Annotated in this window: 13 protein-coding genes and 1 pseudogene; 6 read left to right on the top strand and 8 right to left on the bottom strand. The window is 72.6% G+C overall.

Annotated elements, in window-relative coordinates; all coding sequences use genetic code 11:
• The first annotated feature begins 197 nt into the window (after positions 1–197).
• Positions 198–1214, top strand: a complete 1017-nt coding sequence (locus IE294_RS10375) for a LacI family DNA-binding transcriptional regulator (RefSeq protein WP_189884523.1) — start codon at positions 198–200, stop codon at positions 1212–1214.
• A 111-nt stretch (positions 1215–1325) separates the two neighbouring features.
• On the opposite strand, the gene IE294_RS10370 is transcribed toward IE294_RS10375, so the two are convergent.
• Entirely contained in the window at positions 1326–2246 is a 921-nt protein-coding gene (locus tag IE294_RS10370) for a LysR family transcriptional regulator (RefSeq protein WP_189884521.1), read from the bottom strand.
• Positions 2247–2423: 177 nt separating this feature from the next.
• On the opposite strand from IE294_RS10370, the gene IE294_RS10365 reads away from it, so the two are divergent.
• Together IE294_RS10365 and IE294_RS10360 are read left to right on the top strand one after the other, a co-directional pair.
• Entirely contained in the window at positions 2424–3551 is a 1128-nt protein-coding gene (locus IE294_RS10365; protein WP_189884701.1) for a diaminopropionate ammonia-lyase, read from the top strand.
• Entirely contained in the window at positions 3545–4165 is a 621-nt protein-coding gene (locus tag IE294_RS10360) for a LysE family translocator (protein WP_189884519.1), read from the top strand. The genes IE294_RS10365 and IE294_RS10360 overlap by 7 nt, the downstream gene beginning before the upstream one ends.
• A gap of 76 nt (positions 4166–4241) precedes the next feature.
• Here the strand turns inward: IE294_RS10360 and IE294_RS10355 are convergent, their stop codons facing one another.
• The 5 genes from IE294_RS10355 to IE294_RS10335 all read right to left on the bottom strand — a co-directional run bounded on the left by IE294_RS10355 (position 4242) and on the right by IE294_RS10335 (position 8083).
• Positions 4242–4667: a VOC family protein gene (locus tag IE294_RS10355; protein ID WP_189884517.1), complete on the bottom strand. Its 426-nt coding sequence runs from the start codon at positions 4665–4667 to the stop codon at positions 4242–4244.
• Between the two features lie 351 nt (positions 4668–5018).
• The gene (locus IE294_RS10350; protein ID WP_189884515.1) at positions 5019–5699 is read right to left on the bottom strand and encodes an SMI1/KNR4 family protein; all 681 of its coding nucleotides are present in this window, start codon (positions 5697–5699) and stop codon (positions 5019–5021) included.
• A 145-nt stretch (positions 5700–5844) separates the two neighbouring features.
• Complete coding sequence (locus tag IE294_RS10345) at positions 5845–6753, bottom strand: peptidoglycan-binding protein (protein ID WP_189884513.1); 909 nt, start codon at positions 6751–6753, stop codon at positions 5845–5847.
• Between the two features lie 253 nt (positions 6754–7006).
• Complete coding sequence (locus IE294_RS10340) at positions 7007–7387, bottom strand: peptidoglycan-binding domain-containing protein (RefSeq protein WP_189884511.1); 381 nt, start codon at positions 7385–7387, stop codon at positions 7007–7009.
• Positions 7388–7519: 132 nt separating this feature from the next.
• Positions 7520–8083: a hypothetical protein gene (locus IE294_RS10335; protein WP_189884509.1), complete on the bottom strand. Its 564-nt coding sequence runs from the start codon at positions 8081–8083 to the stop codon at positions 7520–7522.
• 254 nt (positions 8084–8337) lie between these two features.
• Between IE294_RS10335 and IE294_RS10330 the strand changes: the two genes are divergently transcribed.
• Entirely contained in the window at positions 8338–12183 is a 3846-nt protein-coding gene (locus IE294_RS10330) for an nSTAND1 domain-containing NTPase (RefSeq protein ID WP_189884507.1), read from the top strand.
• 100 nt (positions 12184–12283) lie between these two features.
• Here the strand turns inward: IE294_RS10330 and IE294_RS10325 are convergent.
• Positions 12284–12847 (bottom strand): annotated as a pseudogene (locus IE294_RS10325) (GNAT family N-acetyltransferase); the annotation flags it as partial.
• A 2-nt stretch (positions 12848–12849) separates the two neighbouring features.
• Complete coding sequence (locus IE294_RS10320; protein WP_229917102.1) at positions 12850–13944, bottom strand: ArsR/SmtB family transcription factor; 1095 nt, start codon at positions 13942–13944, stop codon at positions 12850–12852.
• A gap of 68 nt (positions 13945–14012) precedes the next feature.
• Here IE294_RS10320 and IE294_RS10315 point away from each other — a divergent pair, with 68 nt between their 5' ends.
• Positions 14013–15233, top strand: a complete 1221-nt coding sequence (locus tag IE294_RS10315) for an MFS transporter (RefSeq protein WP_189884505.1) — start codon at positions 14013–14015, stop codon at positions 15231–15233.
• An 80-nt stretch (positions 15234–15313) separates the two neighbouring features.
• Positions 15314–15865, top strand: a complete 552-nt coding sequence (locus IE294_RS10310) for a YciI family protein (RefSeq protein WP_189884503.1) — start codon at positions 15314–15316, stop codon at positions 15863–15865.
• Positions 15866–15920: the final 55 nt, after the last annotated feature.

The following is a 15920-nucleotide window of genomic DNA, read 5'->3' as shown; positions in this document are numbered from 1 at the left end:
GACTCACTCAGGCGGGATGCCGCGGTGGACATGGACGGCCGCGACGGTGTCGGATTCGGTCCCCGGACACCGTGGCGGGAAGGGGCAAGCTCCTGTAACTTCCGTCCGTGAGCGTTCACGGGAACGTTCACGGGCGCTGTAAAACGTTCGGAAGTTTGCGCTCGGGTGCGGTTGAGTGTCAAGACTCTCGGATCACGATGGGGAGGTGGGTGACAGTGCCGTCCGGGACCGAGTCCCGCAGGGTGACGATCCATGATGTCGCCCGCGCTGCCGGGGTGTCCCGGCAGACCGTGTCACGCGCGCTGAACGACAAGGGGGAGATCGACGGCTCCACCAAGCAGCGTGTGCTCGAAGCCGCGCGGACGCTGGGATACCGACCGAGCCGGTTCGCCAGGGGGCTGGTGCGCCAGGACACGATCAGCGTCGGTCTCGTGATCCCCGACCTGCTCAACCCGTTCTTCACCGAGGTCGCCGCGGCGGCGCTGGAGGCCGCTCGCGCCCGCGGATGGCACGTCCTGGTCTACGACACCGCGGACAGCGCACAGGAGGAGCTGGGCACCCTCCAGGTGATCGCCTCCCAAGTGGACGCGGTCGTCGGCTACTTCAGCCGGACCGAGAGCGAGATCGAGCAGTGGACCCGGGGACTGCCGGTCGTACTCATCGACCGGGGCGAGGACGCCGAACGCTTCAGCTCCATCCGCATCGACGGAAGGGACGGGGTCAGGGCGGCCGTCTCACACCTCGTCCAGGCAGGGCACCGGCGCATCGGCATGCTCGACCACGCTGCCCGGGCCGAGCCGAGCGTGCGGCACGCGTGGTTCGCCGACGCGCTGACCGCCTGCGGACTCGGTGACGGACCGGTGTGCCGCGCTGAGCAGAGCGTGGAGGGCGGTGAGCGGGCGCTGGAGCACCTGCTCACCCACCATCCCGACGTGACCGCTGTCTTCGCCTTCAACGACGTCATCGCCATCGGCGCGCTCCGTGCCGCGCGTCGGACGGGACGCCTGGTTCCGCGCGACCTGGCCGTGATCGGCTTCGACGGAGTGACGCTCGGCACGCTGGTCGAGCCCGCACTGTCCAGCGTGGCTCTGGACATCCGCCGGCTCGGAGCACTCGCCGTCGAACAAGCGGCCCGTCTCCTGACCGGCGACAGTCCACTCGCCCCCGACGACCTCGTGACCCGCGCGGAACTCCGGCTGCGCGCATCCACGTAGGTCTGCCACGCGCACGCCGCGGTTCGGTGACGCTCGATCCGTGCCTCGTCCCGCACAGGGCGCCGGCCCACGTGGACACCGATGGGGCTGCCGGCCGCCGCGCCGGTTTCCTCAGGCGCGGTCGGAGCGCAGGCCGACCGCTCGGCGGAGGGCTTCCCGGCACGCCCGCACGGCAGGGTGCCGGTCGCGGCCACGGCGTACGACGGTGAAGATGCGGCGCGTGCGCTGACCGCGGGGGAGCGGACGCAGCGTGACGGTCGGGGGCTGCCCGGTCCAGACGAGGCCGGGCAGGAGGGCCGCGGCGTGTTGCTGCTCGACCAGGCGGAGGTGGAGCAGCAGGTCGGTGGTCTCGAACCGTACGTCCGGTTCGAAGCCGGCGTTGCGGCACAGGGTCATGGCCCAGTGCCGGGCGGCGGTGCCCTCGGGTTCCATCACCCAGGGGTGGTCGGCGAGGGAACGCAGCGCCGCGGTCGGACCGTCGGCTTCCCCGGTGCCGGCCGGTTTCGGCAGGGCCAGGTGCAGGGGGTCGTCGAGCAGGTCCTCCTGTTCGAGTTCGGCGGGCCGCGGGTTGGGGTTGCCGGGGTATTCCTCGGCGAGGACGAGGTCGAAGTCGCGGGCTTGCAGCGCGGGCAGGGCCCTTTCCGGTTCCATGTGCGTGACGTGGACGCGCAGGCGCGGGTGCTGGTCACGCAGCAGGCCGAGCGCGGTCGGAACGAGGGCCAGGGCGGCTGTCTGGAACGCGGCGATGCGCAGGGTGCCGGTCAGGTCGGACAGCGAGGCGGCGATGTCCGCCTCCGCGCGCTCCAGGCGTTCGAGGATCGCCTCGGTGTGGGCGACGAGGATCTCGGCCTGCTCGGTCAGCCGCACCCGCCGCCCGACCGGTTCCAGCAGCGGGACGCCGACCTCGGCCTCCAACTGGGAGAGCTGCTGGGAGACGGAGGAGGGGGCGTAGGACAGCGCGGTGGCGACGGCCGCCAGGGTGCCGCGGTGCTTGAGTTCCCTGAGCAGGCGCAGCCGGTGCAGATCGAACATGGCACGCCCGCCTCCCTCCGCCTCGTGGACCGACAGCCGACCGGCCGACCGGGTCGATGTGTCGATACTCTTCCAGTGCACTCATTCGTTCGGGTCCGCCGATGAGTATAGGTCGAAAACATTAGCTGGACCGATCGTAGGGACGCGCCGCACCCTGGTCCTGTGCCTGACAATCCTGTGCCTGACAACACTTCCTCCTCCCGTACGCTGCCGTGGTTCGCGCGCCCCGATGCCCGTGCCTGGCGGTGTGAACCCGCGCCGGCCGACGTGCGGGCCTTCCACTTCGCGCTGCCCGACTACGCGCCCACCCCGCTGACCGAACTCCCTTCGCTCGCGGACGCGTGGGGCGTCGGCCGGGTCTTCGTCAAGGACGAGTCGTGCCGTCTCGGGCTGCCCGCGTTCAAGGCACTGGGCGCTTCCTGGGCGGTGCACCGCGCCCTTGCCGAGCGGGAGGCGAACGGCGGCGAACCGGCCCCGGTCACGCTCGTGACCGCCACCGACGGCAACCACGGCCGCGCGGTGGCCCGCATGGCGCGCCGCCTCGGTCAGGAGGCCCACGTCTTCGTTCCGCAGGGCGTGCACCCCCAGGCCGTGTCGGCCATCGTCGCCGAACAGGCGAAGGTCACCGAGGTCCCGGGGCCGTACGACGAGGCCGTGCGCCTGGCGGCCGAGGCGGCCGCCGCGCCCGACACGGTCCTGGTCCAGGACACCGCCTGGCCGGGTTACGAGCAGATCCCGCGGTGGATCGTCGAGGGTTACTCCACCCTGTGCGCCGAGATCGACGAGCAGTTGACGGCCGAAGGGGTCGCCGGAGGCCCCGATCTCGTCTCCATACCGGTGGGCGTGGGGTCCTTGGCACAGGCCGTGGTCACCCACTACCGCAGCCGCCCCTGCGGGCACGCCCCGGCGCTGCTGTCGGTGGAGCCGGAGACCGCGCCGTGCGTCCTCAAGAGCCTCGCCCTCGGCGCACCCGTCAGCGTCCCCACGGGCCAGACCACCATGGCCGGGCTGAACTGCGGCACCCCGTCCAGCATCGCGTGGCCCCATCTGCGTGACGGGCTGGACGCCGCGGTCGCCGTCGCGGACGCCGACAGCGCCCGCGCGGCCGGTGTTCTGGCCGCCGCCGGTGTCTCCTCGGGCCCCTGCGGGGCCGCGTCGCTCGCCGGTCTGCGGGCGGCGCTCACCGGCGTGGGCGCCGAGGAACGCCGTACGGCGCTGGGGCTGGGGCCGTCCTCGGTCGTCGTGCTGCTGAGCACCGAGGGCACCGCCGCCAACCCGCACTCCAAGAGGGCGGCGGCGTGCTGACCCACTTCCTGGCAGCGAGCGGCGTCCTGGGGCTGCTGACCCTCGTGCCCGGCCCGGACATGGCGGTGGTGACCCGGCGTGCGCTCGTGGCCGGTCCCGGGGACGGGCTGCGTACCGTGGGCGGGATCGTGACCGGGCTGCTGCTCTGGGGCGCGTTGACCGTGGCGGGGCTCGCGGCCGTGCTCGCCGCCTCGCCCGCGGCCTACCTGACCGTCAAGCTCCTGGGCGCCGGCTACCTGGTGTTCCTGGGTGCGCAGGCGCTGTGGCAGCACCGCCGCCCGGCACCGGCCGGCCGAACGGATGCCGGTCCTGCCGCCGTGGGGAGCGCCTGGCGGACCGGCCTGGTCAGCAACGTCCTGAACCCGAAGATCGCCGTCTTCTACACCGGGCTGCTACCCACGCTGGCCCCTCCTCAGCTACCCGCTCCTTGGGCCATGGCGCTCCTCGTGCTCCTCCACAGCACGCTCACCGTCGCCTGGCTCAGCAGCTACGTGCTCCTGCTGTCCAAGGCGGAGCGGGTCCTGCACAAGCCACGGATCCGCCGTGCGCTCGGGCTGACCACGGGCACCGCCCTGATCGGCCTCGGCCTCGCGGTCGCCACCACTTCCGGCTGACCGGCACCCACCGTGTGCGGCCTGCGCAGCGCCGGCTCTGAACAAGCCGGCGCTGCCCCAGGCGCTCGGGGGCCTCCTACGGCCGGACGTATGGCCGCGTCATGATCTCCATGTTGTGGCCGTCCGGGTCCTCGAAGTAGGCGCCGCGGCCTCCGAAAAGACGGTTGATCTGGTGGGGCTCGGTGTGGCCGGGGTCGGCGTAGTAGGTGACACCGACCGTCTCCAGGCGGTCGATCATGGTGCTGAACTGATCGTCGGGCACGAGGAACGCGTAGTGCTGCGACTGGATCGGCTCGTCCCGCTTCTCGTAGTAGTCGAGTGTGACGCCGTTGCCCAGGTCGACGGGAAGAAACGGCCCGAACGGGGCGCCGACCTCCAGACCGAGGATCGCGGCGACGAACTCGGCCGACAGTTGACGATCCGTGGCGTAGACGGCGGTGTGGTTGAGCTGGACGGTGGCCGGCGAGGCGAGTTCGTGCCGACACTGCTGATCATGTGGCATGTGTGGACGTGTCTCCGGGTCTTGGATCCGCTGTGGGCGCCGCGTGCGGCGCTGGAGGGAAGACGCGGAGAAGCGGCGGGGCTCTCGCCCGCCTCGTGCTCACGCCGAGGCCGGGTGCCTCACTCGTGTATGGCCCATGGCCGACCCGGCAGTCACATGATCGACTCTAATGCCTCACCAACCCTCGCGGCAAAGCGATTCCATAGCCCGCGGACAGCCCGAGCACCCTCTGGCCGGCCGCAAGCGGGAGCCCCGGGCGACGGTCCGTACCACCGGTCGCCGTCCGGCGGTACGGCCGGCGGGGCGAGGCAGTACCGCCCCGACTCCTCCCGCGGCGCGGGCGGGAACGGCCTACGGTATCGACAGAGCCGTGCGCTCCGCCTTCTCCAGCCAGTCGGTGTACCAGCGGGCGAACCTCACCGGAGTGCCGTCGTCGTGGAGGAGCGGGGCGAGGTCGACGTCGTCCACCCGGCAGTCGGACCAGATCGTGCCGCGATGGCTGCCGCTGATGACCAGCCACTCCCTTTGGGCGCAGCCGAGGTGGGAGATCACGATCGCCCCGGCGGTGCGCTCCGGGGCGAACATGACGGCCTCCCACCGCTCGTCCCACGCCTCGATGACGTCGTCGAAGTCCTCGATGTCGTCGAAGTCCTCTTCCTCGGGACGCTGGGCAAGAACGTCGTCGAGCAGCTCCGGGTCCGGACCCTGGTCAGGGAACGGCTCCGCGAGCGTCGACAGGTCGGCGAGGTCCGCGCCGTCGCCCTCCCAGCGCCAACGACCCTGTACGCGACGAACCGGGAACAGCCCGTAGGCGGGGCCGGCGCCGCCCGCGCCGACGTGGAGCAGGAAGGCGCGGTACTCCTCCGGCAGCCGCACACCCACCTGGGCTTCGAGTTCGGCCAACTCGCCCTGGGTGAGCGGGTCCTCAACGACCCACTTGTGCCCCAGTGCCCCGAACACCTCGCTCCCCCCGGGCGCCGCCCCCGCCGCCTCAACCCGCCGTCGTACGTCCGCCCACCACTCATCAGTCATACGCAGACCGTACGTGCCGCCACTGACACCCAGGCTGCCGACCTGAGCACACGCTGTTGTTTCAGGGCGCCGCCGCACGGCGATGACGGCCCCTGCGCAGGGGCGGGCGGCCGTGAGGGCCGCCCGCCCTTGACGGGTGCCGGAACTACGGGCGGACCAGGCCGTAGAAGACCGAGCCGGACAGCGGGTAGGTCTTGTCGTAGACACCGATCCGACCGGAGCCGCGGGGGTCGGCGGTGTTGCCGGAGATCACCCGGACGGAGCGGCCACTGACATGGTCGACGACGCCGATGTGGTAGCGGTAACCGGCGTGGCCGAAGATGATCAAGTCACCCGGCCGGGCGGTGGACAGCCGGCTGGTGCCCACCCACTTGCCGTGGGCGACCGCCCAGTCGTAGACGCCGGGCACGGACTTCATGAACGGAACGCGTACGCCGGCGTCGCGCCACACCCACGTGGCGAAGGCCGCGCACCAGTCGGCGCAGATGCTGTACGGCTTGCCCGGGACGCACTTGCCCCGGCCCTCCGTCACCCCGATCTGGCTCTTCGCGATCCTCACGATCTTGGTGCGCAGCGTGCCCGTGGTGTGGCATCCGGGCACCACACGGGTGATGCCCATGGACTTCATGGTGGCCGGTCCGGCGATGCCGTCGGCGTCGAGGTGGTGGGCCCGTTGGTACCGCTTCACCGCGCCGGTGGTGTCGGAGCCGTACGTTCCGTCCGCGGTGACCCTGGCCTTGGCCTGGACTTGCTTGACCACACTCCGCAGGCCGCCGAGGGTCTGCGGGCCGATCGCCCCGTCCACGGTCAGGCAGCGGTCGCTCTGGAAGGACGCGGTGGCCGCCTTGGTCCGGGCTCCGGGGACGCCGTCGACCGTCCCGGCGTCGTAGGCCAGGCCGTTGAGGTCGGTCTGCGCCAGTCTCACCTCGGAGGTGGTGGTCGCCACCGCCGGGCTCGGCGTGCCGACCAGCATGCCGGTCGCCGCGAGCGTGGCGGTCAGGACGCCCAGCGCCACGGTGCCTGCGCGGTGTCGAGGCCGTACAGCGAATGTCATGGGGAACTCCTCGTCGATGTCGTCACTTCGGTGATGTCTCGTGGGTGTCGCCGTGTCGCCGTGTCGCCGTGTCGCCGCGACGGCCGTCCGGCTGGCTGTGCTGCGGCGCCGCCAAGGCAGTTCGGCCGGCGGGGTGATGACGCCGCGAAGCGGCCCCTTGACCCTGGACGCGGACGCGGACGCGGTCCGCGTTGTCGCCAGTAAGCCGGGAAGACCGCCGCGCGCTGTGCCGTCCGCCCCCCACCGCGGCGGGTCAGAACCGCGAGGGCACGTACCTGTAGCAGTAGGTGTGGCCGCCGTAGTAGGGGTCGCCGTCGATCAGGAGCCAGCCGCCGGTCTCCTTGCCGACGATGCCGTCCCGGCGCAGGCCGTCGAAGCGCTGGTACCACTTGACCCAGCGCTTGGTCTTCGGCCCCCACAGGCCGTCCTCCGTCAGGGGGCGGCCGTGCCCGTAGCGCTTGGCGACGTCGTTGAGGAGGTGCTGCACGCACCACACCGCGTGCTTGTTGTCGCGGTGTCCGTCGCCGATGTCGGGCGCGGACCGGGAGGCGGCGGCCTGGCCGATGGTGCCGATCGTCAGGAGCGCGGTCGCGGCGGTGACCGCCACCGCCTTGCCGATGCGGTACATACGCATGAGTTCTGTCTCGTTTCTGATGATTCACCGAGGCGTGGCGGTGCCGGTCAGCTCGTCCGGCGTCGGATGGGGGGGGGCACACGCGGCCGCGAGGATCCCCGCGGCCGCGGCGCCGCCCCACCTACCCGTGTGCTAGCTCGCGTACCACTTGGAACAGGCGCTCTTCGCCACGTACGGAACGCCGTTGGAGTGCATGCGCCAGTAGGCGCCGCAGACCTTCACCCAGCGTCCCCGGACCCAGTTGACCGCCTTGGTGTGCGCCTGGAAGGTGGGACCGTCCTCCCGCTGCACCACCCCGGCGTCCAGCATCACCTTGTGGTACGGGCTGCCACAGGCGTGGTAGGTGCGGCCGTGGTCGTCGGACCAGTCGAACCAGACCTGGGTCCCGGGTCCGGTCGCGGCGTCGATGCCGGCGTTCACCCGTGCCCAGGCGAACCAGGTGCCGTGCGACTTGGCGTTCCGCAGCTCGACCAGCGTCGGCCCCACCGTGAGCTTGTGGTCCGTGGTGGCGTGCGCCAGGGAACGGGGCTCCAGCCCCTTGCCGTTGTTGTAGCCGCACGACCAGTTCTGGAACCCGGACGCGGCCTGCACCGCGGTGCCGGGCCGCTCCACCGCCTGCGCCGGCGTGGTCCCGGCAAGTCCCGCACCCAGCGCCGCGGTCGCTGTGGCGAGCGCGATCCGCTTGTACACGTTCATGTTCCGCTTCCCTTCCGCTCTGCCGGCCGGACAGCCCGTCCGTGCCGTGTGACCTCGACTTTTCCGCCCGTGGGATTGATCGGGCAGTCGGTTGTGCCGGTCTGATCAATGGCCGCTGCGCGCTCTTGGGCAGGCAGCGGGGCGTCGACCGCGGACGGTGGCTGCGGTTTGCCCTCGCGCCGGAGGTGCGCGTAGCTTCTCGGGCCACGGCACCGCGTCCACGGGGGAGGCGGGGCGGGGGAGGGGAGCTGCCGATGGCGGGGCGTCGGGAAAACCCGGTCGACCCGACCGCGGGGCCGGTGGCACGGTTCGCCGCCGAGTTGCGCAAGGTGCGGTCGGAGGCCGGAAACCCCACCTACCGTGTGATGGCGCAGCGCACGGGGCAGGGGGCGAGCACCCTGTCGCAGGCGGCTGCGGGGGACCGGCTGCCGACGCTGCCCGTGGTGCTGGCCTATGTCCGGGCGTGCGGCGGTGATCCGGAGCAGTGGGAGACGCGGTGGCGTGAGGTGGCCGCGGAAGTGGCGGCCGAGCCGCGCGCCGAGGACGAGGACGCCGGAGCGCCCTACCGCGGCCTGGCCCGCTTCGAACCCGGCGACGCCGACCTGTTCTTCGGCCGTGACCAGCTCACCGACCGCCTGCTCGAACTCGCCGCCTCCCGCCGGTTCACCGCGGTGTTCGGGCCGTCGGGCAGCGGTAAGTCCTCCCTTCTGCGCGCCGGCCTGATCCCCCGCCTGCGCACACCGGCCGTGGACCGGCCACGACCGGCCGCGCTGCGCGTCCTCACTCCCGGTGCCCACCCGATGCGCACGCACGACCGGCGCCTGGTGCCGGACGATGACGCCGGGGACACGTGGCTGATCGTCGATCAGTTCGAAGAGCTCTACACCCTTTGCTCCGACCCGGCTGAACGCGACCGGTTCATCGACCGGCTCCTCACCGCCACGGGCCCCGCCGGCCGGCTCCGCGTGGTCATCGCCGTACGCGCCGACTTCCTCGGCCGCTGCGCCGAGCATGCCGGACTGACCTCCGCGCTCCAGGACGGCAGCGTGCTGGTCGGGCCCATGACCCGCGATGAGCTGCGCGAGGCGGTGGTCAGGCCCGCCCAGACCGGTGGGCTGATCGTGGAGCGCTCCCTGACCGCCCGGATCCTCGACGAGGTCGAGGGCGAACCCGGCGCCCTGCCGCTGATGTCACACGCCCTGCTGGAGACGTGGCACCGCCGCAAGGGCCGCGCCCTGACCGAGGCCGCCTACGACGGGGCCGGCGGCCTGCACGGCGCGGTCGCCCGCACCGCCGAGAGCGTCTACTCCCGGCTCAGCCCCGGCCAGGCCGAGGCGGCACGCCGCGTACTGCTGCGGCTCATCGCTCCGGGCGACGGTACCCAGGACACACGCCGCCCTGTCAGCCGAGCGGAGATCGGCGCGGACAGCCCCGGCGACAGTGCGACCGTCCTGGAGCGGTTGGCCCGCGCACGTCTGGTCACGCTCGACCACGACACCGTCGACCTGGCGCACGAGGCACTCATCACGGCCTGGCCCCGGCTGCGCGGCTGGATCGACGCCGACCGCGAACGGTTGCGTGCCCATCGCCGGCTCACCGAGGCGGCGCAGGCCTGGGACGCGCTGAACCGGGACGCCGGTGCGCTCTACCGGGGCACCCGACTGGCCGCGACCGAGGAGGCGTTCACCGACCGCGGCGATCTGACCGGCCTGGAGAACGCCTTCCTGACGGCGAGCGTGGAAGCCCGCCTCGGCGAGCAGCGTGCTGCCGCGCGCACCACGCGCCGCCTGCGGTCCCTGGTCGCGGGCCTGACCGCTCTGGTACTCGTGGCCGCCGCGGCGGCGGTCGTCGCCTTCCAGCAGCGCGCGACGGCCCGCACCCAGCGTGCCGTCGCCGTGTCCCGCCAGATCGCCGCCGAGGCGGAACAGCTGCGCGGTACCCACCTGCCACCGCAAGTGCAGAACGTCTCGCTGGCGGCCCAGCTCGACATCGCGTCGTACCGGATGCGCCGTTCACCGCGCACGTACACGAGTCTGCTGGGTGCCGCCAACTCGCCGCTGTTCTCCGAGACCCCCGACCGCAGCGGCAGCGCCGACGGGGATTCCAGCGGCGGCAGCGGCCGGGTGGCCGCCGACGCGTCCCGGCACCTGCTGGCCCTCGCGGAGGCAGACGGTGCCGTCCGGCTCTGGACCATGCGTGACGCCAGCCATCCGACGCCCGTGGGCCGTTCCCTGCGCGGATCGGTCGTGGCGCTCAGCGCGGACGGAAGCCTGCTGGCGGCCGAGGACGACACCGACGGCAGGCTCCGGCTGTGGGACACCTCCGACCCGCGCCACCCCGTCGGCCTCGCGACGTTCGAACTGCCCGGTGACACAGTCGGGAACACGGTGGCGCTGAGCCCCGACGGACGCCTCCTCGCCGCCGGCGGGCAACGGGTCTACCTCTGGGACCTCCACGACCCCGGGCATCCCGCACCGCTCGACCGCTCCCTGCCCGGCGACCTCCCCGCCTTCAGCCCGCACGGCCACCTGCTGGCCACAGCGAGCATCGGGAGTGGCACCGCGCGGCTGTGGACCACGGCCGATCCCACGCGACCCCGGGCACTGGGCACCCTGCACCTCGGTTCCGCACCCCAGGACGTGGTGTTCCGGCCGGACGGGCGCATGCTGGCCGTGGAGGACGACGGGCTGGTACGGCTCTGGGACATCGCCGACCCCCGCCACCCGGAACGCCGCTCCACACCGCTCGAAACCGCCGACGGATCCGAGGCCGCCGCTGTGGCCTTCAGTCCCGACGGCGGGACGGCGGCGGTGGCAGGGGACAACGGAGTCCAACTGTGGGACACGCCGGACGACAGGGAACCGACGCGGCTGGGAGAGCCACTGGGCCAGACCTCCTACAACGGCATCGCTGTGATCTTCGGCCGCGACAGGTACAGCCTCATCACCGACGACCGGGTCATCCGCGTGTGGACCCTGCCGCCCGTGCTCACGGAGTGCTTCGAGGGCTCGGTGGGCGGGACCAGCCCGGACGGGCGGAGCATGGTCACCACCTGCGGTCCTGAGGAAGTGAGGTTGTGGGACACGTCCGAGGGACGGCACCCCCGGCGCCTGGGTGCCCTTCCGGGTACCTACGCCGTCTTCGCGCCCCGCGGCCGGCTTCTCGCCGTCGCGGAACCGCACGGCGGCACGCGACTGTGGGACGTCGGCGACTCGGCCCACCCCCGCCGGCTGGGCCGCACATCGGTCAGGCGCGACCGCGTGATCGGCGCCGTGTCCTTCAGCGCGGACGGCCGTGTGATGGCGGAGGTCGAGCAGCAGCCGCTCAAGGCGTTCCCTCTCGACGGCACCGGCACCGGCAGCGGCAGCGCGGAGTCGGGCGGAGGCACCAACCTGGTCTTCGGTGAGACACAGTCCGAGTCCGAGAGCAGGATCAGGCTGTGGGATGTCGGAGATCCGGGCCGTCCTCGCCTCCTCGGCACCGCTGACCCCCATGAGGAGTACGCCCCCGACGAGCCCTCCCTGGCACTGAGCCCCGACGGACGCAGCCTGGCTGTGGCGGACTCCACCGGGAAGGTCAAGCTGTGGGACACCCATGACCCGTCCCACCCGGCGCCCGTCGCCGGAGCCCTCACCGGCAACCTGGTCGCGTTCGCCCCGCGCGGACACACGCTCGCCGTGGCCACCGCCGACGGAACCCTCCGCCTGTGGACCGTCGCCCGCGCTGCGCGTCCCAGGCCGCTCAGTGCGCCCACCGACAGCGCCGGCCTCGTCTCCGCCCTCGCGTTCGGCCCCGATGGACGCACCCTCGCCACCGGCACCACGGACGGCATGATCAGACTGTGGGACGTCACCGACCCGGCGCGTCCCTCCACCACGGGCGACGCGCTCGTGGGCCACACCGGTGCGGTCGACAGGGCCGTACTGGGCCCTGCCGGCCACACGCTGGCGACGTCAGGCGAGGACGGCACGATCAGGCTGTGGGACCTGGACATCGACCGGGTCGTGCACCACATCTGCGACACGACCGGCAACGCCCTCAGCCGCGCGCAGTGGCGACACCGCCTGGGCAGTCTTTCCTACCGGCCGCCCTGTACGTGAGCGGTCGCCTGGGTGCCGTCCCTCCACCCGCGGACACGCTTGCAGAGAGTCCTCCCATATGCGGCCACTCCGGCCTGAGAGGAGGTCACCACCCCGCGCCTCATCCTTCGAGACTCATGTACAGGCGAGTGCCTCGGGGCCGGTAGCCGACGCGTTCGTACACGCGGCGGGAGCCTTCGCCCGAGTACTCCAGCCAGACCGATCCTGCTCCTTGAGTGAACATGGCCTCGGTCAGCGCGGACGTGACCGAGGCGGCGACTCCGCGGCCACGAAAGGCGGGACGGGTTCCCACACCCGCCAGCTCCGACGTGCCCACGGCCGGCGCGGAGCAGGAGGCCGCTCCGGCGCACCCGCCGTCGGGGGCCCGGACGAACCGGACGGCACCGCCGTTCTCCTGAGTGCGCCGCAGCCGGGCGGCACCTTCGGGAGAGGGCGTGACGTCACCGGCGAACGCCTCGGACAGGGCAGCGTCGATCGCCGCATGGTCCTCATCCGTGCGCGGGATCTCCACGCCGGGTCCGGCGGCTGCCCGGTGGCCGTTCGGCCGCGCGGTCAACGTGGCGGGCGTACAGACCATGTATGCGTGCACCGCCTCTGTGGTGAAGCCCGCCCGGCGCAGTACCGGGGCCACGGCCCCCGACTGAGCCCACGCCGTCTCGCGGCGGGTTACACCGTGGCCGGCCGTCCGGTCTCATGAACGTGGCCGTTCCCGGGCCACTCTCCGCCCGCGGTGCGGGCCCGCAGGGCCGGGCCGGCTGGTGGATCTCCCGGTTCCGGCTCCGGGTGACGGGTACTGGCCCCCGACGCCTCCATGAGTACCTCCCCGGCCGCCGTACGGACGTACAGCACCGACCGTCCGGCGCGCCGTCGCTCCACCAGACCCGCGTCCAGCAGCACCCGCAGATGCCCGCCCACCGACCCCAGCGCCTGCCCGGTCACGGCGACCAGTTGGGTCGTGCTCATGGGAGTGCCGAGCAGCGTCAGCAGTCCGGCCCGCGCGGTCCCGATGAGCGCCCCGAGCCCGGCCGGGACGGGCCGCCGGTCGTGGTCCTCGGCGAGTACGCCGAGACACGGGTAGACGACGGCGTACCGCTCCCGCCCCTCCCACGACACCCACCCGGTCCTCGGCGTCACCGGCATGAACAGCAGCTCGGCCCCGGCGGCCACCTCCCGGGGCGGATACGCGTTCAGGTTGACCTGGAACCGGCTCTCCCCGAGCCACCGCATCCCCGGCCGCAGCGAGTCCAGCACGGCCGCCCAGCCACCCTGGTTCACCCGCGCCGTCCGCGCGACCATGTCGGCCTCCAGGATGCGCCGCCGACGGCCCCAGTACGGCCGTACGGTCTCCTCCCAGACGGAGGTCAGCAGCGCGGTCGCCCGCTCGGGCAGGTCGTCACGTTCCAGGGCCGCGGGGAGCGGGCCGCGGAGGGAGACGCGGAGGTTGGCCCGCGCCTGGTCGGCCCCGGCCGCCCGCACCCGGGCCACGGTCCCCTCGAAGCTCTCGCCGACGCATGAGGTGGGGCAGAAGAAGTCGGCGATCCACGACGTGCCGAGTGCCGCCCGCACGAGGTGCGCGGCCACCGGGTCGGCCGCGAGGCGCGCGCGGTAGCCGGGCAGGTGCGCGCGCAGCCATGCCTCCTCGCCCGGGTGCGAGCCGGTTCCCGCGTGCAGCAGCTTCAGGCTCGCGAAGGTCTCGGCGAAGGGGGAGAGCACGAACCGGCTGCGGGCGAGGGTATCGGTGCCGATCTGCCAGAGGCCCATGCGTACGATCTTTCGTCTGTGGCCGAAACATTAAACACGGCCCGAGGAACGCTCCGAGACTGCGACGCATGCGCAGCTACCGAGCCTTGTTCCACACCCCGGAGTTCACCCCGTTCCTGCTCTCGTTCGCCGCCTTCGCCGCGGCCCAGACGATCGGCGGCCTGGCCCTCGGCACGCTGGTCTTCCGGGTCACCGGCTCCCCGCTCCTGTCGGCGGTGAGCATGTTCGGCCCGCAACTGGCGCAGTTGCTGGGGGCCGCGTTCCTGCTCTCGGGTGCCGACCGCCTGCCCTCGCGTGCGATCCTGTCCGGCCTCGCCCTCGCCTTCGCGGGCACCACGGTGGTGCTGGCGCTGCCCGGCCTGCCGGTCTGGGTGGTCTTCGCCGTCGTCGTCGCACAGGGGCTGGTCGCCTCGCTGGGCGGGGGAGTGCGCGGAGGGCTGCTGAACGAGATCCTGTCCAAGGACGGCTACGTCCTGGGCCGTTCGGTCTTCAACATGCTCTGGGGCCTGACGCAGATGGCCGGGTTCGCGACGGGCGGCGCACTGCTGGCGCTGCTGTCCCCGCGCACCTGTCTGCTCCTCGCGGCGACGCTGTACCTGGTGTCGGCCCTCGTCACCCGCCTGAGCCTCACGGCCCGCCCGCCGCGCTCCTCCGGCCGCCCGTCCGTCTCCGCGACCTGGCGCACCAACGCCCTCCTGTGGTCCTCGCGCCCCCGCCGCCTGACGTACCTGGGCCTGTGGGTCCCCAACGGCCTGGTGGTCGGGAGCGATTCGCTCTACGTCTCCTACGCCCCCGGAGCCGCCGGCACGCTGTACGCGGTCGGGGCCCTGGGCATGTTCCTGGGCGACATGGCGGTGGGCCGCCTGGTACCGCCCGCGGTGCGGCCCCGTCTCGCGATCCCGCTGCGCCTGCTGCTGGCGGCTCCCTACCTGTTCTTCGTGCTCCGGCCGGGAGTGGCGCTGTCGGCCGTGGCCGTCACCGTCGCTTCCGTCGGCTTCGCCGCGAGCCTGGTCCTCCAGGAACGCCTGATGTCCCTCACCCCCGACGACCTCGCGGGCCAGGCCCTCGGCCTGCACGCCACCGGAATGGCCGCCCTCCAGGGCGTCGGCGCCGCCCTCGCGGGCACGCTGGCCCAGCTGACCTCCCCGGCCACGGCGATGACGCTGATGGCAGCCGCCTCGGTCACCGTGACCCTGACCCTCGCGGCGCTGGACAGGCACGGGAAGCGGCAGCCGGCCGATTCCGGTACGCGCCCCGGCGCCGCGCCGGAACCCGCCGCCACGGACTAGCCGGACATCACCCGCGCCGCCGAGCGGCACCGCTGTGAAACCCGTTCGACCTGGTCACCTCCGTGAGGAGATCCTTGGGCATGGAGTTCCTCTCTTACCACCGCGACCGGCCCGGCTCCCTGCCCCTGCGCGACGAACTACGGGAAGAGCACTGGTCGTACATGGACCAGTACGGGAAGGAGATGATCGCCCGGGGCCCGACCCTGGCCGCCGACGGCGACACACCCACCGGCAGCGTGCACATCGTCGACCTGCCCGATCCCGCCGCTGCCCGCGCGTTCGCCTTCGACGAGCCGAACTACCAGGCCGGCGTCTACCGGGACGTGCTGCTGCGACGGTGGCGCAACACGCTGGGGCGCACCATGTGGGACTTCCCCGGCGGCCGGACCGGCGGCAATCGGTACCTGGTACTGGGACTCGGCTCGGGGCAAGCCGCCGACCTCGCGGTTCCCTCCGACCGGGACGGGTTGATCGCCTACGGGCCGCTGCTGTCGGACGACGGCGCCACCTGGCTGGGGACGGCGGCGCTGGTCCGCGCTGTGGACCCGGACACGGCACGCGCCCTCCTGACCCCGCACCGGTACGACGCCGTCGAGGTGCACAACTGGCAGTTCGGCGGGCGCCCTTCCTAGCCCGCCGAACCCCTCCGGGTCGCCGGCGCCCTCCGAGACACTGTCGGGCCGCTTC

This window comes from Streptomyces canarius (assembly GCF_014650735.1).
GTDB classification, from domain to species: Bacteria; Actinomycetota; Actinomycetes; order Streptomycetales; family Streptomycetaceae; genus Streptomyces; species Streptomyces olivaceoviridis.
This window is presented reverse-complemented; position numbering and strand designations above follow the sequence as displayed.

What these genes read in the sequence shown, in the direction of transcription:
- IE294_RS10340 (WP_189884511.1), bottom strand. Translation starts at nt 7,387, where the DNA reads ATGCGTATGTACCGCATCGGCAAGGCGGTGGCGGTCACCGCCGCGACC.
- IE294_RS10310 (WP_189884503.1), top strand. Translation starts at nt 15,314, where the DNA reads ATGGAGTTCCTCTCTTACCACCGCGACCGGCCCGGCTCCCTGCCCCTG.
- IE294_RS10320 (WP_229917102.1), bottom strand. Translation starts at nt 13,944, where the DNA reads ATGGGCCTCTGGCAGATCGGCACCGATACCCTCGCCCGCAGCCGGTTC.
- IE294_RS10345 (WP_189884513.1), bottom strand. Translation starts at nt 6,753, where the DNA reads ATGACATTCGCTGTACGGCCTCGACACCGCGCAGGCACCGTGGCGCTG.
- IE294_RS10375 (WP_189884523.1), top strand. Translation starts at nt 198, where the DNA reads ATGGGGAGGTGGGTGACAGTGCCGTCCGGGACCGAGTCCCGCAGGGTG.
- IE294_RS10370 (WP_189884521.1), bottom strand. Translation starts at nt 2,246, where the DNA reads ATGTTCGATCTGCACCGGCTGCGCCTGCTCAGGGAACTCAAGCACCGC.
- IE294_RS10330 (WP_189884507.1), top strand. Translation starts at nt 8,338, where the DNA reads ATGGCGGGGCGTCGGGAAAACCCGGTCGACCCGACCGCGGGGCCGGTG.
- IE294_RS10315 (WP_189884505.1), top strand. Translation starts at nt 14,013, where the DNA reads ATGCGCAGCTACCGAGCCTTGTTCCACACCCCGGAGTTCACCCCGTTC.
- IE294_RS10350 (WP_189884515.1), bottom strand. Translation starts at nt 5,699, where the DNA reads ATGACTGATGAGTGGTGGGCGGACGTACGACGGCGGGTTGAGGCGGCG.
- IE294_RS10335 (WP_189884509.1), bottom strand. Translation starts at nt 8,083, where the DNA reads ATGAACGTGTACAAGCGGATCGCGCTCGCCACAGCGACCGCGGCGCTG.
- IE294_RS10355 (WP_189884517.1), bottom strand. Translation starts at nt 4,667, where the DNA reads ATGCCACATGATCAGCAGTGTCGGCACGAACTCGCCTCGCCGGCCACC.